Annotated in this window: 24 protein-coding genes; 7 read left to right on the forward strand and 17 right to left on the reverse strand. The window is 54.2% G+C overall.

Annotated elements, in window-relative coordinates; genetic code table 11:
• Window positions 1–32: 32 nt before the first annotated feature.
• Window positions 33–896, reverse strand: coding sequence for a 16S rRNA (cytidine(1402)-2'-O)-methyltransferase (gene rsmI, locus EPIR_RS15095; protein WP_023656349.1), 864 nt, complete (start codon window positions 894–896; stop codon window positions 33–35).
• A 62-nt stretch (window positions 897–958) separates the two neighbouring features.
• On the opposite strand from rsmI, the gene EPIR_RS15100 reads away from it, so the two are divergent.
• From EPIR_RS15100 to dolP, 4 genes are read left to right on the forward strand one after another with little or no spacing between them, the layout of a single operon-like run.
• Window positions 959–2,956 carry a penicillin-binding protein activator gene (locus tag EPIR_RS15100; protein ID WP_023656350.1) on the forward strand — a complete coding sequence of 666 codons (1,998 nt, stop codon included), beginning with the start codon at window positions 959–961 and terminating at the stop codon, window positions 2,954–2,956.
• Window positions 2,914–3,306 (forward strand): YraN family protein, encoded by a 393-nt coding sequence (locus EPIR_RS15105; RefSeq protein WP_023656351.1) that lies wholly within the window; start codon window positions 2,914–2,916, stop codon window positions 3,304–3,306. Before EPIR_RS15100 ends, EPIR_RS15105 begins: the two co-directional genes overlap by 43 nt.
• Before the next feature lie 30 nt (window positions 3,307–3,336).
• Window positions 3,337–3,927, forward strand: a complete 591-nt coding sequence (diaA, locus tag EPIR_RS15110) for a DnaA initiator-associating protein DiaA (protein ID WP_023656352.1) — start codon at window positions 3,337–3,339, stop codon at window positions 3,925–3,927.
• 11 nt (window positions 3,928–3,938) lie between these two features.
• Window positions 3,939–4,511 (forward strand): division/outer membrane stress-associated lipid-binding lipoprotein, encoded by a 573-nt coding sequence (gene dolP / locus EPIR_RS15115; RefSeq protein ID WP_023656353.1) that lies wholly within the window; start codon window positions 3,939–3,941, stop codon window positions 4,509–4,511.
• Between the two features lie 30 nt (window positions 4,512–4,541).
• On the opposite strand, the gene EPIR_RS15120 is transcribed toward dolP, so the two are convergent.
• From EPIR_RS15120 to pmbA, 10 genes are all read right to left on the reverse strand, one after another.
• Window positions 4,542–6,476: a BglG family transcription antiterminator gene (locus tag EPIR_RS15120; RefSeq protein ID WP_023656354.1), complete on the reverse strand. Its 1,935-nt coding sequence runs from the start codon at window positions 6,474–6,476 to the stop codon at window positions 4,542–4,544.
• A gap of 109 nt (window positions 6,477–6,585) precedes the next feature.
• Window positions 6,586–7,326 carry a 2-dehydro-3-deoxy-phosphogluconate aldolase gene (dagF, locus tag EPIR_RS15125; RefSeq protein ID WP_023656355.1) on the reverse strand — a complete coding sequence of 247 codons (741 nt, stop codon included), beginning with the start codon at window positions 7,324–7,326 and terminating at the stop codon, window positions 6,586–6,588.
• Window positions 7,323–8,444: a DgaE family pyridoxal phosphate-dependent ammonia lyase gene (locus EPIR_RS15130; RefSeq protein ID WP_048697832.1), complete on the reverse strand. Its 1,122-nt coding sequence runs from the start codon at window positions 8,442–8,444 to the stop codon at window positions 7,323–7,325. The genes dagF and EPIR_RS15130 overlap by 4 nt, the downstream gene beginning before the upstream one ends.
• Window positions 8,428–9,561, reverse strand: a complete 1,134-nt coding sequence (locus EPIR_RS15135) for an amidohydrolase/deacetylase family metallohydrolase (RefSeq protein ID WP_023656357.1) — start codon at window positions 9,559–9,561, stop codon at window positions 8,428–8,430. Before EPIR_RS15135 ends, EPIR_RS15130 begins: the two co-directional genes overlap by 17 nt.
• A gap of 45 nt (window positions 9,562–9,606) precedes the next feature.
• A complete protein-coding gene (locus EPIR_RS15140) occupies window positions 9,607–10,251 on the reverse strand; it encodes a DUF4310 family protein (RefSeq protein ID WP_023656358.1) in 645 nt (214 codons plus the stop codon).
• Window positions 10,252–10,264: 13 nt separating this feature from the next.
• Window positions 10,265–11,041, reverse strand: coding sequence for a DUF4311 domain-containing protein (locus EPIR_RS15145; RefSeq protein ID WP_023656359.1), 777 nt, complete (start codon window positions 11,039–11,041; stop codon window positions 10,265–10,267).
• A 32-nt stretch (window positions 11,042–11,073) separates the two neighbouring features.
• Window positions 11,074–11,373, reverse strand: coding sequence for a DUF4312 family protein (locus EPIR_RS15150; protein WP_023656360.1), 300 nt, complete (start codon window positions 11,371–11,373; stop codon window positions 11,074–11,076).
• On the reverse strand, window positions 11,373–11,732 hold the full coding sequence (locus EPIR_RS15155; RefSeq protein ID WP_023656361.1) for an SFCGS family glycine-rich protein: 360 nt from the start codon (window positions 11,730–11,732) through the stop codon (window positions 11,373–11,375). Before EPIR_RS15155 ends, EPIR_RS15150 begins: the two co-directional genes overlap by 1 nt.
• Window positions 11,733–11,742: 10 nt before the next feature.
• Window positions 11,743–12,087 carry a glycine dehydrogenase gene (locus EPIR_RS15160; RefSeq protein ID WP_023656362.1) on the reverse strand — a complete coding sequence of 115 codons (345 nt, stop codon included), beginning with the start codon at window positions 12,085–12,087 and terminating at the stop codon, window positions 11,743–11,745.
• Between the two features lie 916 nt (window positions 12,088–13,003).
• Complete coding sequence (pmbA, locus tag EPIR_RS15165; protein WP_023656363.1) at window positions 13,004–14,344, reverse strand: metalloprotease PmbA; 1,341 nt, start codon at window positions 14,342–14,344, stop codon at window positions 13,004–13,006.
• 162 nt (window positions 14,345–14,506) lie between these two features.
• Between pmbA and yjgA the strand changes: the two genes are divergently transcribed.
• Window positions 14,507–15,046, forward strand: coding sequence for a ribosome biogenesis factor YjgA (yjgA, locus tag EPIR_RS15170; RefSeq protein ID WP_023656364.1), 540 nt, complete (start codon window positions 14,507–14,509; stop codon window positions 15,044–15,046).
• A gap of 99 nt (window positions 15,047–15,145) precedes the next feature.
• On the opposite strand, the gene mpl is transcribed toward yjgA, so the two are convergent.
• Complete coding sequence (gene mpl, locus EPIR_RS15175) at window positions 15,146–16,498, reverse strand: UDP-N-acetylmuramate:L-alanyl-gamma-D-glutamyl-meso-diaminopimelate ligase (RefSeq protein ID WP_023656365.1); 1,353 nt, start codon at window positions 16,496–16,498, stop codon at window positions 15,146–15,148.
• A 172-nt stretch (window positions 16,499–16,670) separates the two neighbouring features.
• On the opposite strand from mpl, the gene fbp reads away from it, so the two are divergent.
• On the forward strand, window positions 16,671–17,669 hold the full coding sequence (gene fbp / locus EPIR_RS15180; protein WP_023656366.1) for a class 1 fructose-bisphosphatase: 999 nt from the start codon (window positions 16,671–16,673) through the stop codon (window positions 17,667–17,669).
• A 95-nt stretch (window positions 17,670–17,764) separates the two neighbouring features.
• On the opposite strand, the gene EPIR_RS15185 is transcribed toward fbp, so the two are convergent.
• Both EPIR_RS15185 and EPIR_RS18940 read right to left on the reverse strand, forming a co-directional pair.
• On the reverse strand, window positions 17,765–19,330 hold the full coding sequence (locus tag EPIR_RS15185; RefSeq protein ID WP_023656367.1) for a methyl-accepting chemotaxis protein: 1,566 nt from the start codon (window positions 19,328–19,330) through the stop codon (window positions 17,765–17,767).
• Between the two features lie 125 nt (window positions 19,331–19,455).
• Complete coding sequence (locus EPIR_RS18940; protein WP_023656368.1) at window positions 19,456–19,641, reverse strand: hypothetical protein; 186 nt, start codon at window positions 19,639–19,641, stop codon at window positions 19,456–19,458.
• An 87-nt stretch (window positions 19,642–19,728) separates the two neighbouring features.
• On the opposite strand from EPIR_RS18940, the gene ppa reads away from it, so the two are divergent.
• Entirely contained in the window at window positions 19,729–20,262 is a 534-nt protein-coding gene (gene ppa, locus EPIR_RS15195) for an inorganic diphosphatase (protein WP_023656370.1), read from the forward strand.
• 123 nt (window positions 20,263–20,385) lie between these two features.
• Here ppa and EPIR_RS15200 read toward each other — a convergent pair whose 3' ends face one another.
• The 3 genes from EPIR_RS15200 to tamA are packed head-to-tail and all read right to left on the reverse strand — an operon-like array spanning window position 20,386 to window position 26,248.
• Window positions 20,386–20,736 carry a gamma-glutamylcyclotransferase family protein gene (locus EPIR_RS15200; protein WP_023656371.1) on the reverse strand — a complete coding sequence of 117 codons (351 nt, stop codon included), beginning with the start codon at window positions 20,734–20,736 and terminating at the stop codon, window positions 20,386–20,388.
• Window positions 20,737–20,738: 2 nt separating this feature from the next.
• Window positions 20,739–24,512, reverse strand: a complete 3,774-nt coding sequence (gene tamB, locus EPIR_RS15205) for an autotransporter assembly complex protein TamB (RefSeq protein WP_023656372.1) — start codon at window positions 24,510–24,512, stop codon at window positions 20,739–20,741.
• Window positions 24,509–26,248, reverse strand: coding sequence for an autotransporter assembly complex protein TamA (gene tamA / locus EPIR_RS15210; RefSeq protein ID WP_023656373.1), 1,740 nt, complete (start codon window positions 26,246–26,248; stop codon window positions 24,509–24,511). The genes tamB and tamA overlap by 4 nt, the downstream gene beginning before the upstream one ends.
• Between the last annotated feature and the right edge of the window lie 319 nt (window positions 26,249–26,567).

Raw genomic sequence — 26,567 nt, forward strand, 5'->3', positions numbered from 1 at the left:
GGCGCGAAGTGTATAGGGTTTTCACCTGCTTGTCACTCGCCCTGATGCTCAAGTGCGTACTTATATAAGGCATTTTTCTTCACGCCGTGAATTTCGGCAGTCAGCTGAGCCGCTTTTTTCAGCGGTAGCTCACTTTGCAGCAGGGCCAGGGTGCGCAGCGCTTCAGGCGGCAGAGCCTGTTCTTCTGCGTGGTAGCCTTCCACCATCAGTACCATTTCACCCTTACGGCGATTCTCATCTTCCTGCACCCAGGCCAGCAGTTCGCCGACAGGCGCACCAAAAATGGATTCCCAGGTTTTGGTTATTTCTCGCGCCAGTACCACGTAGCGCTCCGGCCCCAGCACCTTGACCATATCCTGTAAGCTATCGAGCAGACGATGGGTGGATTCGTAGAAAATAAGCGTGCGAGGCTCCTGCTCAAGCGCTTTCAGGGTATCGCAGCGGCCTTTACTTTTGGCCGGTAGAAATCCTTCATAGCAGAAACGGTCAGACGGCAATCCGGCAGCGCTTAATGCGGTAATTGCCGCACAGGCACCGGGTAGCGGCACCACGCGAATGCCTGCCTCCCGGCACAGGCGCACCAGATGGTAGCCCGGATCGTTAATCAGCGGCGTACCGGCATCGGACACCAAGGCGATGCTTTGCCCCTCGCGCAAGCGCGTCAGTAGGACTTCGGCTTTCTGCTGCTCATTATGGTCGTGTAATGCGAACAGACGCGCATTGATGGCGAAATGTTGTAGCAACAGCCCGGTATGACGTGTATCTTCCGCAGCGATCAGATCGACGCTCGCAAGCACCGTCAGTGCCCGCTGGGTGATATCGCCCAGGTTGCCAATCGGTGTGGGAACGATATAGAGCGTGCTGGCAGAAATATCTGCCCGATCGTGTTGTTTCATTGTTTGATCCGCATAGCCGATTTAATATTGAGCATCTTGAAAAAAACATCACTGGATACAGTATGCTTCCTTCGAAAGTAGTTCACCGCAAAGCGGTACGCACCGTGCCGCTTCTGCTGGCCGCCCTGATTTTTGCCGGTTGTACTGGTCAGGCCCCGCAAACGCCTCAAGCGAATGTGCAAGGCGCGGCCAACGGCACTTCTGATTATTATCTGCAGCAGGTACAGCAAAGCTCAGATGATAACAAGGTTGACTGGCAATTACTCGCAATCAGAGCGCTGTTAAACGAAGGTAAGGCTCCTCAAGCCAACGATGCCCTTACGCAGCTGGGCGCGAATCTGAACGCCACCCAGCATCAGGAACAGCTGCTGCTGCTGGCCCAGCTCAATGTTGCCCAGCAAAATTTACCGGGTGCCGCCGATCGGCTGAAACAGGTGGATAGCAGCGCGCTTTCTCAGGATCAGCAGGTTCGTTACTACCAGCTACAGATCGCTGCCGGTCAGGGCCAACCGTCACTTGACGTAGTACGCGCCTGGATAGCCCTGGAACCACTGCAAACGCAGCCAGCGGATAAGCAAAAAAATATCGATAACACCTGGCAGGCGCTACTGCAGATCCCTCAGCAACAAATCAGCACGCTGACGATTAACGCCAATGAAAACGTGCTGCAAGGTTGGTTAGACCTGCTCGGCGTATATAAAAACAACGCCACCTCCCCGGATATGTTGAAATCGGCTATCCAGGACTGGCAAACGCGCTATCCGTATAATCCAGCGGCAAAAATGCTGCCCAGCCCCTTGACCCAGACGCAGAACTTACATCCCGCCTCGATGGGGAAAATCGCGCTGCTGCTGCCGTTAAGCGGACAGGCTCAGGTGTTTGCCAATGCTATCCAGAAAGGTTTCAACGACGCGAAGAACGGCGTGCTGGCTCAGAGTACCGCAGCCCCCTCACCGGCGGTTCCTGGGGTGGTCCCCAGCGATGCAGCCGTCGCCATCAGCCCTTCGGCAACAACGGCAGATAAAGCCGCAGAAGAACCCGCCCCGGCTAACAGCATAACAACCGCCGCGCCGTCGAGCAGTACGCAGGTTCAGGTTTATGACACCAGCACGCAGCCTGTCGAGCAGCTGTTGACCCAGGCACAAAATGATGGCGCTACGCTGGTGGTGGGGCCGCTGCTGAAAAACGATGTCGATAAAATCGTTAATACCCAGACGGCGCTTAACGTGCTGGCGCTGAATGAGCCGGAATCTCTCCAGAACCGTCCGAATATTTGCTATTTTGCGCTTTCTCCTGAAGACGAAGCCCGTGATGCTGCGCATCATATGTGGGAACAGGGAAAACGTGCCCCGCTGCTGCTGGTGCCCCGTACCTCACTCGGCGATCGCGTCAACAAGGCCTTTGCCGCTGAATGGCAAAAGCTCGGCGGCGCGACGGTGCTACAACAGCAGTTTGGTTCTGCCGCCGAGCTGAAACAGGGGATTAACAGCGGCGCGGGTATTCGTCTGAGCGGCACACCGGTGGACGTGCAGCCGCAGCAGCAAGCAGGCGTAACGATTGCGGGTCTGACTATCCCATCACCGTCAACCGATGCTCAAATCGGTGCAGCCAGCAGCAACGGCCATGTCGATTCGGTGTATATTGTTGCGACTCAGGACGAAATGATCCTGATTAAGCCGATGATCGCTATGCGCATCAGCAGCCGTGATAATGTGGGCCTGTACGCCAGCTCACGCAGCTACCAGGCCGGTGCAGGCCCGGACTATCGTCTGGAGCTGGAGGGCTTACAGTTTAGCGATGCACCGCTGTTATCCGGTGCTAACCCGGCGCTGATGCAGCAGGCTGCCAAAGCCTTTAACAATGATTATTCACTGGTTCGCCTTTACGCCATGGGCATTGATGCCTGGACGCTGGCTAACCATTTCAATGAGATGCGTAATCAGCCGGGCTTCCAGGTTAAGGGTGACACCGGTAATTTAAGCGCTAATCAGGACTGTGCCATTAACAGGAAGTTGGTATGGAGCCAGTATCATCAAGGACAGATCGTTTCGGGCACCTGAGCCGACAGCAGCAAGGGGCGAACCGTGAAAATCAGGCTCGCCGCCTGCTGGAAACTTCAGGGTTGCATTTTGTCGCCGCCAACGTGCGCTACCGCATTGGTGAGATCGACCTCATCATGCGGGACAAACAGGTGTGGGTTTTCGTCGAAGTACGCTATCGCCGCAATGCCCTTTTTGGTGGTGCCGCTATCAGCGTAACCCGTAGTAAACAGCTGAAGCTGTTACAGGCGGCAGCCATGTGGCTGCATAGCCGCAGGCAGAGTTTCGATACCACCGACTGTCGTTTTGATGTGGTAGCGATAACCGGCGAACAGGTGGAATGGCTGCCCAATGCGTTTACAGCGGATTAAGTCGCCGCGCAAAACAACCAGGTGAATGACGTGCTGGAAAGAATAAAAGTTTGCTTTACCGAAAGTATTCAGACGCAGATCGCAGCGGCAGAGGCCCTGCCGGACGCAATTTCTCGTGCAGCGATGACCGTGGTTCAGTCGCTGCTTAATGGCAATAAAATTCTCTGCTGCGGCAACGGCACCTCCAGCGCCAATGCCCAGCATTTTGCCGCCAGTATGATTAACCGCTTTGAAACGGAGCGCCCCAGCCTGCCGGCCATCGCCCTCAGCGCTGATAACGTACTGCTAACGGCAATTGGTAACGATCGCCTACATGAAGAGATCTATGCCAAGCAGGTACGGGCTTTGGGCCATACCGGCGATATCCTTCTGGCGATTTCAACACGCGGCAACAGCCGTGATATTGTCAAAGCCGTAGAGGCAGCGGTCACACGTGATATGACGATTGTCGCGCTGACCGGCCACGATGGTGGAGAACTCGCCGGTCTACTGGGGCCGCATGATGTCGAAATCCGTATTCCTTCGCATCGAAGCGCGAGAATTCAGGAAATGCATATGTTAACCGTGAACTGTTTATGCGATTTAATAGACAACACGTTGTTTCCCCACCAGGAACTTTGAAGGAGTTCAGTATGAAGGCACTATCTGCATGTGCAGTGATTCTTACCGCGTTGATGCTACAGGGCTGTGTGGCCGCAGTGGTCGGCAGCGCGGCGGTGGCCACTAAAACCGCCACCGACCCACGTACCGTCGGCACCCAAGTTGATGACGGCACTTTAGAGTTGCGCGTCACTAACGCCCTGTCTAAAGATGAACAGATTAAGCAAACCGCCCATATCGTCGCCACCGCCTATCAGGGCAAGGTGCTGCTGACCGGCCAGGCACCGGATAATGAGCTGGCGTTACGCGCAAAACAGATTGCTGTTGGCGTTGACGGGGCCACCGAGGTGTATAACGAGATCCGTACCGGCAATAAGGTGAGCTTTGGCACCGCCTCGTCCGACACCTGGATAACCACCAAAGTGCGTTCGCAGCTGCTGGGTAGCGATCGGGTGAAATCTTCAAGCGTGAAGGTGACCACCGAAAATGGCGAAGTGTTCCTGCTTGGTCTGGTCACCGATGAAGAAGCCAAAGCGGCAGCGGATATCGCCAGCCGGGTGAACGACGTGAAGCACGTCACCACCGCATTTACTATTCTTAAATAACCATTAACAGGGCGGTCGCCGATCGCCCTTTCACTCTGCGCGGCTCGCTCCACTTTGCTGTCGGCTTAAACAATCCATCGCTACCGCTTTAAAACCGGCAAAATCCTTACTGTCTCTCAACCTCACCCCTGCCCGTTCGCGCAAAAAAGTTACAAACAGATCGTATATCGCTATCGCTTCCTCGTACTCCGTCTTGCCGATCGCCAGCAGGAAAATCACATATGCCGTTTCATCTCCCCATGCCATCCCCTGTGGCGCCAGCACGGTATAGACACAGGTTTTTTTCGCCAGCAGTCCGAGGGAGTGCGGCAGGGCAATACCTTCGCCCAGCATCGTGGTGACGATGGCTTCGCGCTCTTCAACAGATGAGTAAAAGGTTTTATCCACCATTCCTTCCTGCTCAAGCCGATCGCATAGCTGGCGGAACAGTGCTGAACGATCCGCCGGCCTGTCGAGGATCATAAAGTGGCTGGCATCGAAGAATTTCTCCAGCATGTAAGGTCGGGTGCGATCCAACAGCACCAGTTTCCCGAGCTGCTCCAGCTGGTACTCGGTGGGAAACGGTGACATCACGACCACCGGCTTATCCTTATCGCTAAGGCGTACGGTGGAGATAACAAAATCCTCTTCGACGATCCCCTGCAACTCATATTCACGCAGCGAGATAATCCTTTTCACGACAGCCTGCGGGTATCTGCGCCACAGCATGGCCTGGATCATACGCACGGTAGAATTACCGGTATCACACACCAGCAGGATCTGTGGATGACGCTGATAGCCCACATTGTAATGACGCTCCAGCCCGACGCCGATATGCAGTACCAGAAAACCCATTTCATTCTCGCTGATGACCCAGGGCGTATATTTGCTCCAGTTGGATACCGCCGCCAGCGTTACATCCCATGCCAGAGGATAATGCTGTTTGATATTGCTCAACAGAGGGTTGGGAATGTGGATCTGATAGCGCACGCGAGTGATCATCGTTTTGATATGCATCAACAGGTCGGCATGCAGCTGCGGGTCGTTTTGCAGATTGAAGTTATAATGGGTGCAGATGTAACAGAGAATATACCTCACCAGCGAGTCACCATCATCCGCACCGATTGCGCTGACTGCCAGCGCCTCAACCCGGCGCGCCGCGATGTTAACCCGCAAATACGCTTCCTCGGCCGGCGAGATCGCCTTACAAACGACAGAACGCAGCTGATTGATCATATAACAGGCCGCAGCGCGCACCTCATCGTCCACGTCCTCGGCGCTAAAATCCGTCAGTGGATACCCTTCACTGATGCGTCGCACCGCTACCGCACAATAGAGACGCAGATAAAATTCGCCGTCATCTGCCAGACGAATATTAAAGCGTGACAGGCTCTGTTGTAGCAGCGGTTGCAGCCGATCGAGGATGCCGCTGTATAGTCCCTCCACCTTGAGCAACGGGCTGTCGCTATCTTCAGTGGCTATCTGATAAAACAGGTCGGTCAGGCAGGTGCGTATTGCCATCTCGCTGCCGAACAGCTTCATGCCATAGCGCGGCCTGGATTCAATGATCAGCTGATAACGCGCCAGCCGATCCCTGACCTCGGCCATATCACTTTGCAGCGTGGTGCGGCTGACAAACCATTCGTCGGCCAGATCTTCCAGCTTGAGTGAAAAAGCCGAGGTGAGGAAGCGGGTTAACAGATAGTTTATGCGTTCAGCGGAGGTGCGCGGGACGCGCAGAGGAGAAGATGACTGTTGTAAGAGCTGCTGATAGCGCTCCGCGTTAGCAATCTTCAAACGGTAGCCCGCGCCACGGCTGAGTACAAAGCAGGCTGCATAATCCTGTAGCAACTCATTAAGCACGTTAATATCGGTGCGCACCGTGCGCGTAGAAACGTCAAGACGCCGCGCCAGCTCGTCCTGCGGCAGCGTTTCATTTTGCAAGATAGCAAACAGTTGGCCCAGTCGTTGGTTAGGGAATCTCACGAGTTACCCCTTTTCCCGTTGGCGGCTCTGGGGAACGGATACATTCCTCCAGCCTCATTTTTTTCGTGATGAAAAAATAGCCCCGGTAATAACTAGGGCCGGATTCATATCAATCCACCAGCTTCTTGGTTATCGCCAGCAGCCTTGCCACGTCTTCAGGTCGCGTCAGACCCGTGGATTTATCCATTATCGAGCTGTAGATATGCGGGATTATCTTACTGACGCCGGCATCCAGTGCGAACTGCAGGATCGCTGCAAAGTTATTTACATCGATCCCCCCGGTCGGCTCCAGCCAGAAATCCTGTGCGGCGCAGGCGGCAGCCACCGCCTTAAACTCATCAATGGTATGCAGGCCATTCATCGGGAAGTATTTCACCGAACTGCCGCCCATATCCTTCAACAGCGCCACCGCCGTTGCCACCGGAACCACGCCGTCTGCCTCCCTGCCACTGAGCGGGCCGGTAGAGATTTTTACCATGCCGGGTCGCCCCGTGGGTGAGATCAACCCATTGACCACAGTCTGTGACTGCCCAAGCAGCGTGCGCGAGGCCGCCACGCCGGTAAACACCTGGTTAACGTGTTGCGGCTGGATACGGGCGGCGATTGCACTAACCATTGTTGACTGATTCGGATCGCCAGCACCAAGACCCACCGACAACGCATTATCGATTAATGCCGCATATTCGCGCATATCGCTCACCGCACTGTCCACGTCGTCATAATCTTTCGATAATACGCCGACAAGCACATGGCCTTCGGCCGCCTCCCAGATATCACGCGCATTCTGTTTTGAACCGGCCAGTACGTTGAGACATACCCTGCCACGATAGAAATGAGGTGTTAGCGTCATGGGCGTTGATCCCCGGCAATAAGGGCGCGAATACAAGAAAAAACGGTGTGCAGCTGATCAACAGTCACGCTGCGTACGTCGACTTCAACAATCCCTTCATTGGCCTTGTAGCCTCGGAAATAGATAGCGATATCACCGGTTTTCAGTGACTGGACAATCTCACCGGCGGTGCGGCCCAGCTTCGCCTCGTCGAAATGGATTTCCGCCCGCGCAATGTCCCGTCCGGCTGCATCCCACACCACGCGCGCCTCAACACCCGGCAGTTGGTTAAGATGAGCGATAAACGGCGTCATTTTTTCCACCATCTGCCTGCCAGTCACCCTGGCACGCAGCAGATAGTTTTCAATCGCCAGGGTCAGACCGAGGATGCCCTCTTTGCCAACCTTCATCGCCCGGCCAATGCCCTGCGATTGCCTTTTCACCCATTCGACATACTGCGTTTTGCCGACAACCAACCCGCTGGTCGGCCCTTCAATCGCTTTGGCTCCGCTGTAGACAACCAGATCGGCACCGGCGTTAGAGTAAGCCTGTAAATCTTCTTCAGCAGCAGCATCAACGATCAGTGGAACGCCGTGCTGGCGCGCGACGGCTGCCGCTTCTTCAACGCTAAGATGGCTTTTTTGCACGCAGTGGTGCGATTTAATATACAGGATCGCGGCAGTTTGCCCGGTGATCGCCGCTGAAAGCTGCTCCGCTGAGCATTCGTTGGCATAACCCGCTTCCACCAGCCGCCCTCCGCCCAACGCCACCATCGTGCCAACCGGCGCGCCATAGTTTACGTTGTGACCTTTCGGCAACACGATGTCATGAGCAACGGTCAACGGGGCAGCATGGAGATTATCCAGCAGCCAGACATTATCCTTAATAATCAGTGCGGCCACCGACTGGGCGAGACCGGCCGATGCACAGGAAACCACCAGCGCCGCTTCACAGCCGAGTAACCCGGCGATGTAAGCACCGCTTTTATTGACCAAGTCGTTGATTTCAAAATAGTGATTCAGGCCAAATTTCACCGTTTCCACCACATCCGCACTCGGGGTAGAGACACCGAGGATCGTCATGCGCCCGGAGGCATTGATCACCTGCTTCAAGCCATATTTGTCATAAACAGAGGTCATTACGTTTTTTCCCTTCATCGGTCATAAATCCCTGCCCGCCGACCACGGCGACCAGCGGCACCAGCTGTATTGCACCGGGCAGCGCCTGCCCGTCAGAATCACCGAACAGGCAATCGGCCTGATGCAGGTCAAAAATCGTCAAATCGGCGACATAACCCGGCTCGAGACGGCCAATATCTGCCAGGCGCAGCCCGCACGCGGCGTGCACGGTCACACAGTCGATCACCTGCTGTAGGGTCATACCAATATGTAAGAACTTCGACATAACGTGTGCCAGGCTATGTACCGGGCCATGAATACGATTGCGACAATAAATATCTGAACTGATGGTATGCGGCAAAATCCCCTGAGCAATGGCCGCCCGCGCCACCTCAAAACTGAAGCTGGCGCTCCCGTGGCCCACGTCCAGCCGCACGCCACGCTGCAACGCGCGGGTGACCGATGCGCGCAAAGTACCGGAAGGAGACAGAATGCGGTTCGGTTTGCCGTTATAACAGTGAGTGATAATATCGCCAGCGGTCAGTTGATCGGCGATCTCATCAAGATGCGGCGGATCGTTACCGATATGAACCATCAGCGGCAGTTGGCCGTTATTCCGCTGTATGACTTTGGCGCGCTGCAACGGTTTAATACCATTTTGCTCTACCACGCTGCTGCTGATACGGGCCTTGAGGCCAAGAATAAACCCCTGATGCCGCTGCAATGCGGCTTTCACCGCCTGCTCGTCGAGGTTTGCCATATCAGCCAGTTCGTTCTGGGTAAGAATACCGCTGCGGGCAATATTGAGCAGTGCATAGACCCTGGTGCTGGCACTGCGAACCTGCTGAAAGAAGTCATCAATATTGTCGGCTCCGGTGCTGCCCGCATCCACCACCGTCGTCACCCCGCTTTCTATCCCGATGCGGTCAGCTTCATCATGGTAAATCGGCGATGTCGGATAGCAGTGAACATGCGAATCAATCCACCCCGCACTAAGCCAGTAACGCCCAGCCAGATCCCACTCGCGCACTGCCGTGTCAGACAGCATGCCAACGGCGGCAATTTTCCCCTGGTTTATCGCAATATCACTGAGCGAACCGTCGCTAAGACGGGCCTGCCGAATAATCAGATCAAACATGGCCAACTCCTGAGCGCGGAGGCGTCCCGTCCCCGCGCGGGTTAGTTACAGTGCGATAGGGAAGATTGCCCCCAGCAGCATCGCCCCGAGGATAGCCCCACCGGTGATAGGCTTATTCCACAGATAGAACAACAGTGAGCCGACCAGCGAACCCAGTCCAATAGGAATGGACGCACTGATGGCAGACAGAACAATTAACGGCCCGAGAAAACGACCTGCTGCATTGCCCGCCCCCATCATCACGTCAGCGCCATAGGTGGAGTCGCTGTTATTAATGGTAAATTTGCGCGCCAGAATAATCAGGTAGCCGACCATCAGGCCGAGTATCAGCCCGGTAACCAGTGCGGCAGCAAAGTGAGCTATCGGGAAAATAAACCCGCTCCCCAGCAACATCGCCGGCACGCCCAAGCCGATACCGGTCTGGATGGCACCACCAATATCAAGGATCCCGACCAGTGAACCTTCAATAATGCGCGCAAACAGAAAGCTGGCACCAAAGGCGGCTACCGCACCGTAGACGCCCGTTTCCATGCCGGATCGTAGCATCGAGACAAAAGCGACCTCGTTAAATGCGCCCAGCCCGTAGACGTAATACATATGCGTACCGGCAAACACTCCGGCGGAAAGCAGACCAACTAAGATCGGAAACGACCAGTCCGCATACCAGAAACCGCTTTTTGACTCATCCATTGCCATCGTCCTTTTATTTACCGTTCAGGGTGTTGTGGAGCATATCCAGCCAGCCCGGTATACCCAGCTGGAAAGATTGCAGCACCTTCATATCGAATCCACGGAAGAAACCGCTAAGCACAAACAGCAGGATAATGGCTGCCATCATCACTTTCGTCACCCGGTTCCAGCCGCTCTCTTCCACCCCTTTACCGATCAAAATACCCAGCACCAGCCCCGGTACGGCGTTACCCATCATCAGCTGCGCCAGCCCACCAAAAATGGTGGCCCAGAAACCCGACTTTTTGCCTGCATCGATCGCCGCCAGCCAGAACAGTACCGGCATAACGGTATTCACCAGCAGATTAGCCGCAGGAACCAGCACCTTGACCGCAGTGAGCTGTAAAGCTGCGGGCACCGCCGATGCGGTGGAATTAAGAAACGCCACGACGATCATGCCAATGATGCCGCAGGCTATCGCCATTTTCTTCGGGTTGTGCAGGGTCTGTGCCAGGTTGCGGTTTTTCATCATCAGCGCCGCAGCTCCCCAGTTGGGGATGATGCGGTGATCAACATCTTGGGTGAAAGAACCAGCTGCCACCGAAGAGGCCCAGGCATTGAAAAAGAATCCGAGACCGAAGGAGAAGTGAGAAGCCGGATCGCCCTCACAGGAGTTCAGTTCACCGAGTGTACGAAATGCGCCCATGCCCTGTATGGTGGGCGCATGAAACATACGGGCTGCCCCGGCTCCCACTCCCACGCCGACCAGACCGCCAATAATTAACGACTTGAATAATATGATTAAAAACATCCGCTTTTCCTTTTTGTTATCGCCAAACGTTTTTATTTCACGGTGCTGAATTCCACTTTGTCGGTCGCTATCGCGACGACATTGACAACGATCTCCAACTCAACGCCATAAAGCCACTTTTCGCGCGCCAGAAAGAAAAAAAGAAACTTCTCCTTACGCACGCGTTGCCACGCGCGCAGCACCCGCACGTCAACCGGTTCAATACGGAGCAGGACGTTATCGCTGGATTTCAACACCGTGTTTTGCACCTGACTTAGCGCTGCGGCAAAAGCTTTGGCTTTGCTGTCACCTTTACCGCTGACCTTCACCGTGGTGGTGAATTGCTCTTTCATCAGGCTGGCTTCTTCTGCCACGCCACGACCAGCCGCTCACCCAGCTCTTCTTGGTCCATAAAGCCGAAACCCAGCACGATAGCGCCTTCATTGATTGCGGTAACGCCCTCCTCTATGGAACGCATACCGTGTTTCACCTTATAGCCATATTTGTTCTGAGCCGTGATAGCACCCGCACCACCGCTGCCGCAGAAGGAGATACCGAAGTCGGCGTTTTCTGCCTTCATCACGTCTCCCAGCTTCATATCTGCCGCTACTCCCGGCACCACGATGGCATGGCCTCCTGCTTTCTCAATGCCTGCCGCCACTTTCTGTCCCTTTCCCAGACGATCGCCGATAACAACGGTGATTTTAGACATAGTGATCCCCTTAATTTTCGTTTGCTTTGGCGACTTCAAAATGCACCGATAGCAGCCAGGCCTCTTCAACAGGCAGATTGCCAAACAGGTCCAGCACCTGCTGAGCCAGCGCCATCGACTGCGGAGAAATATCTTCAAACAGGTCGGCTTCCACTTCGGGAAGCGCTTCTCCGGTGAGTGAGCGCAGCGCCATCGCCCGTACATGGGAAGCCAACATGTGTTGCTGTACCGAATTGGGCTGAATATTTCTTTCGGCAAACAGCCTGGCAATTTGCGTCATTACTCGTGCAGCCTGTCGTTGAATATCGCTATCCCTTTCTGCCACTACGCTCACCGACGCCGTTCCTTTACTCACCGCCATCCCCCCTTATCCACAATGCAAATAAACTAGCCCGGCAGCGGCTGACTGTGTAGAACGACTTTTTCCGCCACGAAGTGGAAATAAGTGGGTCATGGCTGGGCCATATCGCAAAAGCGTTAAAACGGGCAGAGAAAAAAACGAAATAATGCCTGTCTCCCCGCACGCACCATAAGGATCCACACCCTATAATCGATATTTCGGCGTTTTTCTCAGTGTGCACCGTTATATAAAAGCCTCTTCACTAACATGCTCTTAGAAAAAACTTTATTCTGACAGGTATGCACCTGGCGACGCATGCATCGAGACGTTTTTTTGATAGACACAGCAATCGTTAGTAGGGATTCTCGAAGATCAAACTTTAATCCAGAATTCAGTGATAATAAGTGGAAAAATTTTATCTGTATTTCATAACGGATGGGTGAACCATCCGCGCCCTAACATCACGCCACGATTGGTCAGTTTTTTTGTCAAAAATCAGTGGGGTTAATAATTCTGCGGAGAAGTCGGCCAGGCAGAATAAGACCGGGGAGTACAAGACTAACAGACCACTAAAATATGGTGACAAGACTTGTCTTCCCGCATGGGCTATACATGATGAAGGAAAGAAACCGGTAAATAACATGATAAATGTCTATAACAATAGCAATTATTTTATACCAGACAGCACCGACACGACTACTGAGCTTCCACTCCTTTGTTAGTCAACTTTATGACGCTTTTTTCGTCGGTGGTGGTTAAAAAAACTCTGTTATTTAGCTGATGTGGAGAACTGTTTATAGAAAGCATTTACTGCAACTGTCGGGATCGGCATGTTTAACAAAGAGAACCTTTTCGCTCTCATTGCAGTAAGGTTAAAAAGGAGACGGTTTTCACCGTCGCCTTTTCAGCATATAGAGGTAAGTGGGGAAAATTACTGCCCGGCGATCTTCATTTCGGGTAACAGAACCGATCCGCACTGAATATTGCTGCGCGTTTCAATATCACTCCCTACCGAGACCATATTACGCCACATATCTTTCAGGTTACCCGCTATAGTGATCTCACTCACCGGATACTGAATAACGCCATTTTCTACCCAGAAACCTGAAGCGCCACGCGAATAATCGCCGGTGATCCCACTGACGCCCTGCCCCATCAGTTCTGTCACCAGTAACCCGGTTCCGAGCTGTTTCAGCATGCCATCAAAACTGTGTCCCTGCCCGGCAATGCGCCAGTTATGAATACCGCCTGCATGGCCCGTGCTCTGCAAGCCCAGCTTACGCGCCGAGTAGCTGGTCAGTAGCCAGTTCTGCAACACGCCATCTTTAACGATGTCACGCCGCTGGGTGCGCACCCCTTCGCTGTCGAACGGCGTTGAAGCCAGCCCTTTCAGCAGATGTGGATGTTCTTCAATAGTCAGCCATTCAGGCAAGATCTGTTGACCAAGCGAGTCGAGCAGGAAAGTGGATTTGCGGTACACGCTTCCACCACTGATCGCCCCAACAAGATGACCAAAAAGCCCGGTGGCGACTTCAGCGGCAAACATCACCGGCGCTTTCATCGTCGACAGTTTACGCGGAGACAGGCGCGACAGCGTACGGCGTGCGCACTCTTCACCGACATATTCAGGCGACTTGAGGTCTTCCATCGCCCGGCCAATGGTGTAAGCGTAGTCCCGCTCCATATCACCGTTTTCTTCCGCGATAACGCAGCTGGAGAGTGAGTGGCGGCTGGAGCAATAGCCCTGGATCATGCCGTGGCTGTTGCCAAATACTTTAATGCCGACGTGGCTGTTAAAGCTGCCGCCTTCGGTATTGGTAATACGCTTATCGGATTTTAACGCCGCCTGCTCTGCGCGGGCTGCCAGCTCGATAGCGCGATCGGCGTCGATCTCGCTCGGATGGAACAGATCAAGATCCGGTGTGTCAAACGCCAGCAGTTCAGGATCCGCCACGTCGGCATAGGGATCCGGCGAGGTATAACGCGCAATATCCAGCGCGGCCTGCACGGTGCGCTGAATAGCATCCTGACTGAGGTCTGTTGAAGAAGCGCTACCTTTACGATTCTGGTAATAAACGGTAATGCCCAGCGCGCCATCACTGTTGAATTCAACATTTTCCACGGCGCCGTAGCGTGTGCTGACGCTGATACCGGTCGTTTTAGTGACCGCCACCTCCGCCCCGTCGCTGCTGACGCTTGCCAGTTTGAGCGCTGTCGCTACCGCCTGTTCCAGGATTTTTCGCTGTTCTGCAACTTGGGAGAGTAATTTCATTGACCTACCATATAATTAAAAAAGGGCGGTTTTTCGGCGGCTTAGCCTGCGGTAAAATCGCGCTATGGTGATTACGTTATTTTGAGTCTAACAGACTAAGAGAACAATTTCGCAGTAGCAGCGTAACCTGATAACATTAGCCTCTTTTTTTGGAGCCTGACCATGACCAAGCAGCCTGACGAGTGGCTCGATGAAGTACCCGATAACAATGAAGAAGATGAAGAGATTATCTGGGTCAGTAAGAGTGAAATTAAACGTGATGCCGAAGAACTTAAACGCCTTGGGGCAGAGCTGATTGAACTGGGGAGTAACTCCCTTGACAGGATCCCACTGGATGAAGATCTGCGCAGCGCCATTGAACTGGCGCAGAAGATCAAGAAAGAGGGCCGCCGCCGCCAGTTACAGCTGATTGGTAAGATGCTGCGCTCACGCGACGAAGAACCGATCCGCACCGCACTGGATAAGCTGAAAAACCGTCACAACCAGCAGGTCGCGCTTTTCCACAAGCTTGAGGTGATGCGCGATCGCCTGGTTGAGCAGGGAGATGATGCGGTAGCCGACGTGCTGGCACTCTATCCGGATGCCGATCGCCAGCAGCTGCGTGCAATGATCCGCAACGCGCAGAAAGAGAAAGCGGATAATAAACCGCCTAAAGCCTACCGTCAGATCTTCCAGTATCTGCGCGAGCTGGCCGAAGCCTGATCCCGCGATGCAGGGCGAACCTGAAAGGGGTTCGCCTCTGGCAAAGGCAGGAGCTGCACTGATGGCGTGCGGAGAGGTGTTCCCCACACGCCAGGCACTTTATGCCAGCCGATCCAGCAATTTCTGATGAATCCCGCCAAAGCCGCCGTTACTCATTACCAAAATCGTGTCTCCCGGATGAGCGGTTTTCACGATCGCCTCGACCAGGGTGTCGATATCCGCACTCCAGTGCGCAGGCTGGATGCAGGCGTCTGCCACTTCTGAAACCTGCCACGGAATATGGTGTGGCTGATAGAGAAACACTTCATCTGCACGCCCTAATGCAGGAGCAAGATCGTCCTTACTGATGCCCATTTTCATGGTATTCGAGCGTGGTTCCAGCACCGCCAGAATACGTGCCGTGCCGCCGACTTTACCGCGCAGCGCGGCCAGCGTGGCGTTAATGGCCGTAGGATGATGGGCAAAGTCATCGTAAACCTTAATACCGTTACTTTCGCCACGCAGCTCCAGACGACGACGGGCATTGATAAAATCGTTCAACGCGCGACCGGCATCTTCCGGCTTCACCCCCACGTGACGGGCAGCAGCAATCGCCATCATCCCGTTACGCATGTTGTGCTCGCCAACCAGTGACCAGTTCACCTCCGCCACGCGTTCGCCATCAAGCCACACTTCCCAGTGCGCCGCGTCTGGCGACAGTTTTTTCACCTGCCAGCAGCCGTTTTCCCCCACCGCTTCCTGTTCGCTCCAGCAGCCCATCGACATCACCTGCTTCAGATTTGCATCATTTTCAGGCAGGACAATTTTTCCCTGCCCCGGCACGATACGCACCAGGTGATGGAACTGTTTCTGAATGGCGCGTAAATCGTCGTAGATATCCGCATGATCGAATTCAAGGTTATTCAGGATCAGGGTACGCGGGCAGTAATGTACAAACTTGGCGCGTTTGTCGAAAAACGCACAGTCGTACTCATCAGCTTCAATAACAAAAAACGGGCTTTTTCCTAAATTAGCCGACACCTCGAAGTTTCCCGGAACACCGCCGATGACAAAACCCGGTTCATAGCCGCAGGCTTGTAAAATCCATGCCGCCATGCCCGCCGTGGTGGTTTTGCCGTGGGTTCCGGCCACCGCGATCACCCAGCGGTCACGCAACACGAAATCATGTAGCCATTGTGGGCCGGAAAGATAAGGGATATTCCGTTCCAGTACCGCTTCCACACAGGGATTGCCACGGGTCATGGCATTACCGATAATCACCAGATCCGGTGCAGGATCGAGCTGTGAGGCTTCATAACCCTGTATTAAATCAATGCCCTGCTTTTCCAACAGCGTGCTCATTGGCGGATAGACGTTAGCATCAGAGCCGGTGACTTCATGGCCGAGTGCGCGAGCCAACATCGCCAAACCGCCCATGAAAGTGCCACAGATACCAAGGATATGGATACGCATAAAAGGTCCGTTTGGTGAAAGTTCTGCCCTAGTGTACCGCCCCCATCGTACGGAATAAACGGATTTGCCCTATGTTCTTTATTATTCAATCAGCTAAACTGCAATCGCATATGCATACATTGGCAGTTTGTGAATCAAGCTGCTACTCAATCGCAGATTCAGGAATTGTGTTATGAAAACATTAGGCGAATTTATCGTCGAAAAGCAACACGACTTTCCGCACGCAACCGGTGAACTGACGGCGTTAATCTCCGCCATCAAACTGGGTGCGAAGATCATTCACCGGGATATTAATAAAGCCGGCTTGGTCGACATTCTCGGGGCAAGCGGCGCTGAAAATATTCAGGGCGAGCAGCAGATGAAACTTGACCTGTATGCCAATGAAAAACTGAAAGCCGCATTGAAGGCACGCGGTATCGTCGCCGGTATTGCCTCTGAAGAAGAAGATGAAATTGTTATTTTCGAAGGTGTGGAAAACGGCAAATATGTCGTGCTGATGGACCCTCTCGACGGCTCTTCTAACATTGATGTTAACGTATCAGTGGGCACCATCTTCTCGATTTACCGCCGTATTACCCCGGCGGGTACGCCAGTCACCGAAGAGGACTTCCTACAGCCTGGCAGTCAGCAGGTCGCAGCGGGTTACGTGGTTTACGGATCGTCAACCATGTTGGTTTATACCACCGGTTATGGCGTACATGCCTTTACCTATGACCCGTCGCTGGGGGTGTTTTGCCTGAGCGCGGAGCGTATGACTTTCCCGGCAGTCGGTTACACTTACTCCATTAACGAAGGTAACTATATTCGCTTCCCGCAGGGGGTGAAAAAATACCTTAAATTCTGCCAGGAAGAGGATAAAGCAACCCGCCGTCCCTATACCTCACGCTATATTGGCTCACTGGTGGCAGACTTCCATCGTAATCTGCTCACAGGCGGCATCTATCTCTATCCGAGTACAGCAAGCCACCCGAAAGGTAAGCTGCGTCTGCTGTATGAGTGTAATCCGATGGCTTTCCTTGCCGAGCAGGCCGGTGGTAAAGCCTCTGACGGAAAAAATCGTATTCTCGATCTGGTACCGGAAACGCTGCATCAGCGCTCACCGTTCTTCGTCGGCAACGAGCATATGGTGAATGATACCGAACGTTTCCTGCGTGAGTATCCGGATAACTAAGTACCAGACACCTGTACAGGGCTGACCGTTAAGAAAAGAGTCTCTCTGATAGAAACCGGGCAGACACCAAAGTCTGCCCAGAAGTGAGGGGAATATCAGGCCCCTTGCGTAATCTTAAATACCGCCATATTCTGCATTAGCTGATGGGATTGCTCCTCAAGCGACTGCGTGGCTGCGGCAGCCTCTTCAACCAATGCGGCGTTCTGCTGCGCCACTTCATCCATTTGTGTGATAGCCACATTCACCTGTTCAATACCGTGACTTTGCTCCTGGGATGCGCTGGAAATCTCCTTCATCAACGTCGTCACGCGCATCACTTCGGTTGAGATCTCATCCATCGTTTCACCTGCTTTGGTTGCCATATCGGAACCCTCGTTGACGCGGGTTTGCGACTCGGCAATCAGCGTGCGGATCTCTTTCGCTGCCGTGGCGCTACGCTGGGCAAGATTACGCACTTCGCTGGCAACCACGGCGAAACCGCGTCCCTGCTCCCCGGCACGTGCCGCTTCGACAGAAGCATTCAGCGCCAGAATATTGGTCTGGAACGCAATGCCGTCAATCACGCCAAGAATATCGCCAACGCGTTTCGAACTGTTGGAGATCTCTGACATTTTCCCCATCACATAATTGACCACTTCCGCACCGCGTTCGGCGGTATCTGAAACAGACTGCGCCAGTAAATGTGCCTGCTGTGCATTATCCGCGTTCTGCTTCACCGTGGCCGTCAGCTGTTCCATGCTCGCCGCCGTCTGCTCCAGCGATGCCGCCGACTCTTCGGTGCGTTGCGAGAGATTCAGGTTGCCCGATGTCAGCTCACGGCTACCGATATCAATCTGCATACTGGCATCACGCACCTGACCGACCGAACGTTGAAGAGACTGCTGCATGCTACCGAGCGCAGCATTCAGGCGGCCTATTTCATTTTTACCGCTTTCCGGTACCTGCTGGGTCAGATCGCCCTCTGCGATGTATTCAAGATGTTTAATCGCGTTGTCCAGCGGCTTCAGCAACAGTTCGCGTAAGATCATCCAGGCCAGTGCCACCAGTAGCAACGTCAGTGCGCCGCTCACCAGAATCAGAATGGTCATCATCGACTGATTATAATCCGCCTGCTCCAGACGCGATGCCGTCACTTCGTTTGCATACTGACCAAAGTCGTCAACTGCATCACTGTACTTACCCGCCAGAGGGGAAAGGTTGCCCTCGAGGATCTGATAATAGTCATTGGCGTTCTGCTTTTGCATTGCGGTCATCAGCGGAGTAATACCGTTAGCCACGTAATCCCGGAAGGTTGCGACAACCTTCTCCGCCAGAATACGGCCGTGCTCCGTCACGGTTCCAGCTTCGATGAATTTTTTCAGTTCGTCTTCTGAAGTTACCACATAGCTGAGCGCACGATCGGCCGCTTTGGCCGCCTTATCGGGCTGACCAATATCTAACTGACGCATCGACAGTGCCGCAACGGAACGGGCGCGCAGCAAACTGCCGTTGCTGATATAGAGCGCATTTAACTCAATGCCCTGAATGCGGTTGACGGCATCCAGTGAACGATTCCCCTTCTGTATGGCGGTAATTCCCATTACGCTGACTACCAGTAGCAGCAGCGTCATCAGGCCGAGTAGGGCCAATAGGCCCGAACGTATTGAGATTCTTTTTAGCATGGTCTTTTCCCGATGGTGTTGAGTCTATAAATTCCCAGTATTTAAAATCGACCAAGTTATCGGCAGTCACTACGCGTAACTTTACCTAAAATAGATTATTGCATTCGTTTATCAGCGCGCATTGGTTAACCAGCCTTGATGCCAACACACAGCAGAATGAGTCTTTTAGCCAGCGAGGGAGCCACACCCAACGGCGCTGATGCGGTGGGGAAAATCGTATGCAAAAATAAATAAAAAAAAAGATTAGCCTCATTGATTAACGCAAATTTTGCCCCTCTCTTTACAGCAATTTCGCCACTGCGCCGGAGCATTCTTAAAGCCTGAAAAAGGGGAGTACTTTGACGATGAGATGGCTATAATACCGGGCACTCAACCTAAGATGATTGAAGGAATTTACCATGAGCCTTAACCACGTACCTGCTGGCAAAGACCTGCCAGATGACATCTATGTCGTCATTGAGATCCCTGCGAACGCAGCGCCGATCAAATATGAAGTTGATAAAGAGTCTGGTGCTCTGTTCGTAGATCGCTTTATGGCTACCGCGATGTTCTACCCGTGCAACTACGGTTACATCAACAATACACTCTCGCTGGATGGTGACCCGGTTGACGTGCTGGTGCCAACGCCTTATCCGCTACAGCCGGGTTCTGTGATCCGCTGCCGCCCGGTTGGCGTACTGAAAATGACCGATGAGTCAGGCGAAGATGCTAAAGTGGTTGCCGTTCCGCACAGCAAACTGAGCAAAGAGTATGAGCACATCCAGGATGTGAACGATCTTCCAGAACTGTTGCGCGGCCAGATCAGCCACTTCTTCGAGCAGTATAAAGCGCTGGAAAAAGGCAAGTGGGTTAAAGTTGACGGCTGGGAAGGCGTTGCAGCGGCCAAAGCTGAAATCGTCTCTTCTTTCGAGCGTGCTGCGAAAGCGGAATAAGTCATAACGTACTGCCCTGATGCTGACACGCACCGTGCCAGCATCAGGACGCACGTTTTATCCGAACGCCGTACATAAAAAAACACCGCCTGAATACAATACAGGCGGTGTTTTTTTTAACGGTTATGACGAGGAGATATCTCTTTGCAGCCAGTCGCCGCTTTCGATACGCTCCCTGCCCTTCACCGTTCGCTGATAAACGTACAGCCATGCGCTGCCAAAAGGGGTTGAAACCAGCTCGCGCCGGTACTCCCCACCTTTGGTTCTGAGCGCATCCAGCTCTCCCAAGGTCGAGGCATCAATCCGGTACACCTCACAATGCACCCGCCCATCCCCCATCACAACCCCAGGGTAATGACCCAAACTGTACAGCGCGTAGCCCTCGATCTGATGATCGCCCAGCCACTGCGCGTTGGTCATCCAGTGACTGTTACCTTGTTTACGCCGCAGGCTGCCATAGACAATTATTCGCATGACTAAAACTCAAACTGATAAAGTAAATCCAGTGCCTGATCAACCCCAGACACCGCTTCCAAATAGAGCTTGGGCATCAGGCGATAACGCAGCGTTAATGTCGCCAGTGAATCAAAAATGCCAACACCGTATTTTACCTGTAGACCCGGCAGTACATAGCCGCTGACCTGCACCTTCTGGCTGTCGCCCACTCCGGTCGTGTCCAGCGCCAGATTACTGACACCAAAGGTCTCGCCGATTTTACCCACAACCTGCCCACTTTGTGCAAGCCCCAATCCTACCAGGGCGGAGGTTAATGCGTCGCTATCGCTGCCAGAAGCGCCTAATCCCTGCCCGCGCAGCAGATAGGAGAGCGCTTCCTGCTGAGACTTCGCCGGATCGGAGAAAATTTCAACCTTAGGCTCATCCGCCAGCCCGGTAACACGCACCCCGGCGGTTACATCGTCTTCGGTCGCTTCCGGGTTACGGATCGCCTCTATATTCAGGTACGGCTGATCGGCAGGGCCGGAGAATTGCAGCTCGCCCTTACGCACGATCAGATCCTGACCATAAGCATGGAAGCGCCCGGACGGGATATTAATCTGGCCATTAAGCCCCAGGCCGCGTTTGTCCTGCACCATCTTCAGGTCGCCATTCAGCTTCGCCTTCAGGCCAAAAGCGCTGAGGCGTACATCGTTACCGACATGAATAACCAGATTGCTGTTAATTGGAATAGCGGCAGACTTAGGTGCTATCGGCTTGAGGTTTTTATCCAGCAGCACTTCGTCAGAAGAAACCCCGACGGCACTGGTCGGGACTTCCTGCACGGTAATGCGCGCCCACGGAATATCGACACGGCCTTCAAGATTAAACAGTTGCGGGGTCGCGTCAAACACCAGATCCGGCGATACGTCCATGCGCACCATCGGTGGCACGGTGACGCGTATCTTGTCGCCTTTAGCGGCAATACGCGCTCGCCATGCATCCAGCTTGCTCCAGTCAGCATTACCATTAAGGGCGATCTGCCCCTGCGAGGTCTGAACCAACCCTTCCAGAGTCGAACTCATGCCGTTAAAGGCCATAGTCAGATCGGCAGCGGTCAGATCGACCGGCATAAAACTGCCGTCAACATCGACGTTGCGCAGCCCCAACTCACCAAAGACCTGAGGCTTTTGCAGGTTGCCGCCAAGACGCAGACGTGTATTCAGCTCTCCGGCGATTTTCTCACCCTGCATCAGTGCCGGGTTGAGCATCGCCAGCGACAGACGGGTGATATTGACATTGCCGGACAGCGTGCGTCGCCCCTGCGGATCGGCAATCTGTACGTTACCGTCAAGCTGACCGTTGTTAGCAATACGGATCAGCCAGTCAAGCTGCGCACGGCCGTTTTTCAACGCCGCATTGAGGTTCAGCGTATCAAAAGCGATGGGCAGATTATTGCCCTGAACATCCTGATCGATCTTAACCCCGCGTCCCTTCAAGGCGACACGCCCGACAGGCAGCGCGCCATTGGCGGTCCAGCTGACATCCGCATCACCATTAAATACCCCCGCCAGCTGGGTGGTTTCAGGCATAAACGGTTTGATCATCGCCAGATCAAAGCGGTTAAGCACCACGCGAGCATGGCCGGAAGGTCCGGCTTCCACCGTCTGTGGCACGCACAGCTCGGCGTTCGGGTTCTGCCAGCAGTGTGGCCCAATGCTCACCGTCTGTTTCGCGTTAAGATAATCGAGCGCAATGGCACGGGTTAAGCGCCAGTCCCCTACCGGGGTGGCGAAGCGAGTATTGTTCAGCGTTCCTTGCCAACGCCCGGCTGCGCGGTCAAAAGAGCCATCAAGCGCCAGCTGGCCGGAAACCGGCTCCCCCTGCATATTCAGTTTCAGCTGGTGCTGTTTTTCCGTGCCGCTGGCGTCAAGCTGCAACAGTTTGATCGCCAGCGTATCCTGCTTCAACTGCTCCACGCGCAGATTGACTTTACCCTGCACCTGCTCGCCAGAGCGAATATCGCCGTCCAGCTTGATTCGCCCAATACGCATCGCCTGCCAGCGCAAACCGTTGGCGGTTAAATCCGCCAGCAGCTGCGGCGTTTTCAGGTCGCCACGAGCACGAATCGTCCCCACCGCAACGCCGCCCAACCCTGGCAGGGCGTTATCGAGATGCCTGGCATCAATATCCGCATCAAGATTCAGCTTCTCGCCCAGAGAACCTTTCAGATTGACGTTATTGCGCCCCAGTACCAGTTTTATGCCGGGGATATCCCACTGGTTGTAACTGTTGCCGGATAAAGAACCGTCGGCGCTGACGGCATTATTACGCACGTTGCCTTTCAGCTTCATTTCCGGCACACGCATCTGCCAGCTGCCGCCGTACAGACTGCCTCGGGTGGTGATTTTCCCCTCCAGCTTCGCTGGCCACTCCGGATACTGTTTCGCGGTATTGATACCGGACAGGATCAGTTCGCTGCGCCAGCTGATCGCTTTGCTCCAGTCAACCAGCGCCGTCAAGTCAGTATTGCCCTGCAATGCCGCCACACGCAGCTTGTCGAGGGAGAACTGTTCAACATTGCCTTTGCCATCCAGCGTCAACGTGGCTGGCGGGATCCCCTCACCCAGCAAGGCCGCTTTGAGCGACATCACATAATCCGTGGCTTTGCCGTTAAAACTGAAGTTGACATTGTTGGCCTGGAACTGTGCCGCGCCGTCCAGCGGCCAGCGCAGCTGTGGGCTTTGCAGGCGCATATTGAGCGGCAGGCCGGCAACGGCCAGCTGGCTATCGGCATCAAGCTGCGCGCGCACCGGGCCAGACATATTGAGCGCCAGTTTGAGCGTATCCCGCAGTCCGCCGTCCAGCGTCATTTTAATCTTCTCGCCTTTGAGCGGATCGATGTTGATCGCGCCGTTGAGCGTAAAGTTCATCGGCCAGCGACCGCTGAGCGTCGCCCCGCCCTGCGCGTTGAGCTGCCCCTGGGGAGAATCAACATCAAGCGTTTGCAGCTGGAGCTGATTGTGCTCGGTTTTGGCCTTGAGCAGCAGGCGATTAACGGCAATATCGCTGTCACCGGTGATACGCAGCTGCTCGCCGAGGATCTGTTGCACGTTAACATCAAGCGGTAGGATAAATTCGGGCAGATCGGGCAGCAGCGGTTTGGCAAACAGCGCCTTGAGCGTTTCGCCCAGCGGTGCTTCATTCGCTGCCGGTTGTTCAATCTTCGGCTGTGCTACCTGTTCGTTGGCGACTTTTGCCGCTTTCGGCAGCGCAACCAGCAGCCCCTGAATATGGGTTGGGGTGAGCGTCAACGCCCGCTCCTGCCAGTGCAGGCCGCTGGTGAAATCGGCGAGTGAAATGGCGGTATCGTCGATTTTCACGTTAATGTTATGCAGCGCCAGCCTGCTCAAGGTGAGCGGATACGGCGTGCTGATCTCACCCGTACTGCTCTCCTCTTCCACCGGCGCTTCGGCAGCAGGTGGCATCTGTTTGCTGTCCACCACCACATTCACATCTTTCAACGATAAATCGTTAATGCAGAACGCGCTCTGTTTCAGACAGCCGAGGCGCAGCGCAAGATGGAACTCGCCCGCATTCACCGTAACACCGGGCATTTCATAGCTGACGCCTTTAAGAGTCAGGTTACGCCAGCCACCGTCCACCTGTTGAATACCCAACCCCGGAACCCAGCGGGCCGCCGAATTCAGCGTCAGATGCAGACCGGTGGTGGTGCCAAGCAAAAAGGCAACGCCACCAAGCAGCAACAGGATAAAAATGAGAATGCCAATCAGGCCCTTTTTCCACCACTTCATAGTTCAGGCCCCAATCCAATGTAGAACTGAATATCACGCTTGTCTTGATCGCCAATCGCCCGGGCAATATCGAGTTTTATTGGCCCCACCGGCGACTGCCAGCGCACGCCAACACCGGCACCGGTCTTCACGTTGCTCTGCTTGATGTCGTTGACCGCTTCACCCGAGTCAATGAACACCGCGCTCCACCATTTACCCGTGACGTTGTACTGATACTCAAGCGAGCCGGTCGCCAGCTTCGAGGCACCGGTCAATTTGCCATCCTCATCACGCGGTGAGATACCTTTATACTTGTAGCCGCGAATGCTGCGGTCGCCCCCGGCAAAAAATCGCAGATCCGGCGGTACCTTTTCAAAATTATTGGTTTCAATCCAGCCGAGATTAGCGCGCGCCACGAAACGATGCTTCTCTTCCAGAGTGCGGATCCACACGTTCTGCGCCTGGATAACCGCGAAGTCGACATCCGATCCCCAGGTGGTATCTGAGACATCCAGAGAATAGCGCTGTGAATCGCCCCAGGTCGGCATCAGCCCGCCGCGCGAGCGGGTACGGTTGATACTGACCCCAGGGTAGATCAGCATGGTGGTATTGGTCACTTTGCCTTGGGTAAAGTGATCCAGACTCCAGCGCAGATTAATGGCGCGCTGCCAGCCACTGGAACTGTCCCAGTAACGCGATGCGGCAAGAGTAGAGGAGTCGGATTTGGTATCGTTGAGGTCGGTCCTTTTCAAGCCGCCCTGCAACAGGTAATACTGCTCAAGCGGACTTTTGAGGATCGGCATCTTGTAGCTGAAGTCGAGCTGCTGTTCCGGCGCAGAAATGTTCGCGCTGGTACTGAAACTGTGACCACGATCGTTGACCCAGGGCTTTTTCCACGTGGCTTTAACGCGCGGGCCAACGTCCGTTGAGTAGCCGACGCCGGTTTCAATAGTATTCTCGGTGCGCGGCGAAACGAAGCCGTGCAGCGGCAGCACCTTGCTGGCACGTCCCTTATCAAATTCTGGAACGACCACCACCGAATTAAACCAGCCGGTTGCCGACAGGCGGCGATTCAGTTCAGCCAGATCGCGCGAACTGTAGTTATCGCCTTTTTTGAAAGGCACCAGGTTATTCAGATATTCATGGCGGATTTGTGAACCAGAGAAACTGACGTCACCAAAGCGATAGCGCTGGCCGCTGTCATAGTCGATATCCCAGAATGCCTCGCGCCGCTCGACGGACACGCCCAGCTGGCTTTTACGATAATCGGCGTCGAAGTAGCCTTTACGTAACGCCATATTGCTCAGTGAGCTTTTAAATTTGTCGTAATCGTTGTGATTGAGCACGCTTCCCAGCTTGGGTTTTCCGTCGTTTACCAGCGTGCGGTAATCTTCATCGGTACGCGCGCCGCCACGCAGGATCACCGTTTCTCCGGCAATTTTAACCGGTTCTCCCGGGGATACTTTTGCCAGCAGCAGGGGGCGTTTACCGCCAGCAGGGGGCGGCAGCAGATCGAAATCAATCGTTGGCTCGTAATAACCCAGTGCCTTTAGCCCCTCTTTAACCGCCTCGCTGACGCGAGAACGAAAGCGACCATCGGCAGACACTTCATCACCGGTGATGGTGGACAAACGCGCTCTGACATTTTTTTCCAACTCACCGGACAGTCCTGTCACCTGCAAACGAACATTCGCCGCCTGCGCAACAGGGGCGGCGATCAGCAGACAAGACATGCAATACACATGGATTCGTGGCACGCAAACTCCCATTTTTTATTGCCAGCCCTTAATCCCATAGGCTTAACCTGATAAACAATGTCGAAAACCGATGCCACACGGACTTTTTAGCCGAGGACTCGGTACGGCTAGCCAGCTGGCGCTGAACATAGCAAAAGATTTGCTGTTATTGTGTGCAAAGTCACGGCGCGTTACAACACTGGATTGCAAACGCACGCGATAAACTCCACATCACAAGCATGATGCGTAAGCGCTAAACGCGAGGTTCAGGCCATCAGCGCACCTGCGGCATGGATAACAGGCAGTATAGTGCAGTGTATCGCGCTATCAGCTTCACACA

The organism is Erwinia piriflorinigrans CFBP 5888, assembly GCF_001050515.1.
GTDB lineage: Bacteria > Pseudomonadota > Gammaproteobacteria > Enterobacterales > Enterobacteriaceae > Erwinia > Erwinia piriflorinigrans.

What these genes read in the sequence shown, in the direction of transcription:
- rsmI (WP_023656349.1), bottom strand. Translation starts at nt 896, where the DNA reads ATGAAACAACACGATCGGGCAGATATTTCTGCCAGCACGCTCTATATC.
- EPIR_RS15100 (WP_023656350.1), top strand. Translation starts at nt 959, where the DNA reads ATGCTTCCTTCGAAAGTAGTTCACCGCAAAGCGGTACGCACCGTGCCG.
- EPIR_RS15105 (WP_023656351.1), top strand. Translation starts at nt 2,914, where the DNA reads ATGGAGCCAGTATCATCAAGGACAGATCGTTTCGGGCACCTGAGCCGA.
- dolP (WP_023656353.1), top strand. Translation starts at nt 3,939, where the DNA reads ATGAAGGCACTATCTGCATGTGCAGTGATTCTTACCGCGTTGATGCTA.
- dagF (WP_023656355.1), bottom strand. Translation starts at nt 7,326, where the DNA reads ATGACGCTAACACCTCATTTCTATCGTGGCAGGGTATGTCTCAACGTA.
- EPIR_RS15130 (WP_048697832.1), bottom strand. Translation starts at nt 8,444, where the DNA reads ATGACCTCTGTTTATGACAAATATGGCTTGAAGCAGGTGATCAATGCC.
- EPIR_RS15135 (WP_023656357.1), bottom strand. Translation starts at nt 9,561, where the DNA reads ATGTTTGATCTGATTATTCGGCAGGCCCGTCTTAGCGACGGTTCGCTC.
- EPIR_RS15140 (WP_023656358.1), bottom strand. Translation starts at nt 10,251, where the DNA reads ATGGATGAGTCAAAAAGCGGTTTCTGGTATGCGGACTGGTCGTTTCCG.
- EPIR_RS15145 (WP_023656359.1), bottom strand. Translation starts at nt 11,041, where the DNA reads ATGTTTTTAATCATATTATTCAAGTCGTTAATTATTGGCGGTCTGGTC.
- EPIR_RS15150 (WP_023656360.1), bottom strand. Translation starts at nt 11,373, where the DNA reads ATGAAAGAGCAATTCACCACCACGGTGAAGGTCAGCGGTAAAGGTGAC.
- EPIR_RS15155 (WP_023656361.1), bottom strand. Translation starts at nt 11,732, where the DNA reads ATGTCTAAAATCACCGTTGTTATCGGCGATCGTCTGGGAAAGGGACAG.
- pmbA (WP_023656363.1), bottom strand. Translation starts at nt 14,344, where the DNA reads ATGAAATTACTCTCCCAAGTTGCAGAACAGCGAAAAATCCTGGAACAG.
- yjgA (WP_023656364.1), top strand. Translation starts at nt 14,507, where the DNA reads ATGACCAAGCAGCCTGACGAGTGGCTCGATGAAGTACCCGATAACAAT.
- mpl (WP_023656365.1), bottom strand. Translation starts at nt 16,498, where the DNA reads ATGCGTATCCATATCCTTGGTATCTGTGGCACTTTCATGGGCGGTTTG.
- fbp (WP_023656366.1), top strand. Translation starts at nt 16,671, where the DNA reads ATGAAAACATTAGGCGAATTTATCGTCGAAAAGCAACACGACTTTCCG.
- EPIR_RS15185 (WP_023656367.1), bottom strand. Translation starts at nt 19,330, where the DNA reads ATGCTAAAAAGAATCTCAATACGTTCGGGCCTATTGGCCCTACTCGGC.
- EPIR_RS18940 (WP_023656368.1), bottom strand. Translation starts at nt 19,641, where the DNA reads ATGCTCCGGCGCAGTGGCGAAATTGCTGTAAAGAGAGGGGCAAAATTT.
- ppa (WP_023656370.1), top strand. Translation starts at nt 19,729, where the DNA reads ATGAGCCTTAACCACGTACCTGCTGGCAAAGACCTGCCAGATGACATC.
- EPIR_RS15200 (WP_023656371.1), bottom strand. Translation starts at nt 20,736, where the DNA reads ATGCGAATAATTGTCTATGGCAGCCTGCGGCGTAAACAAGGTAACAGT.
- tamB (WP_023656372.1), bottom strand. Translation starts at nt 24,512, where the DNA reads ATGAAGTGGTGGAAAAAGGGCCTGATTGGCATTCTCATTTTTATCCTG.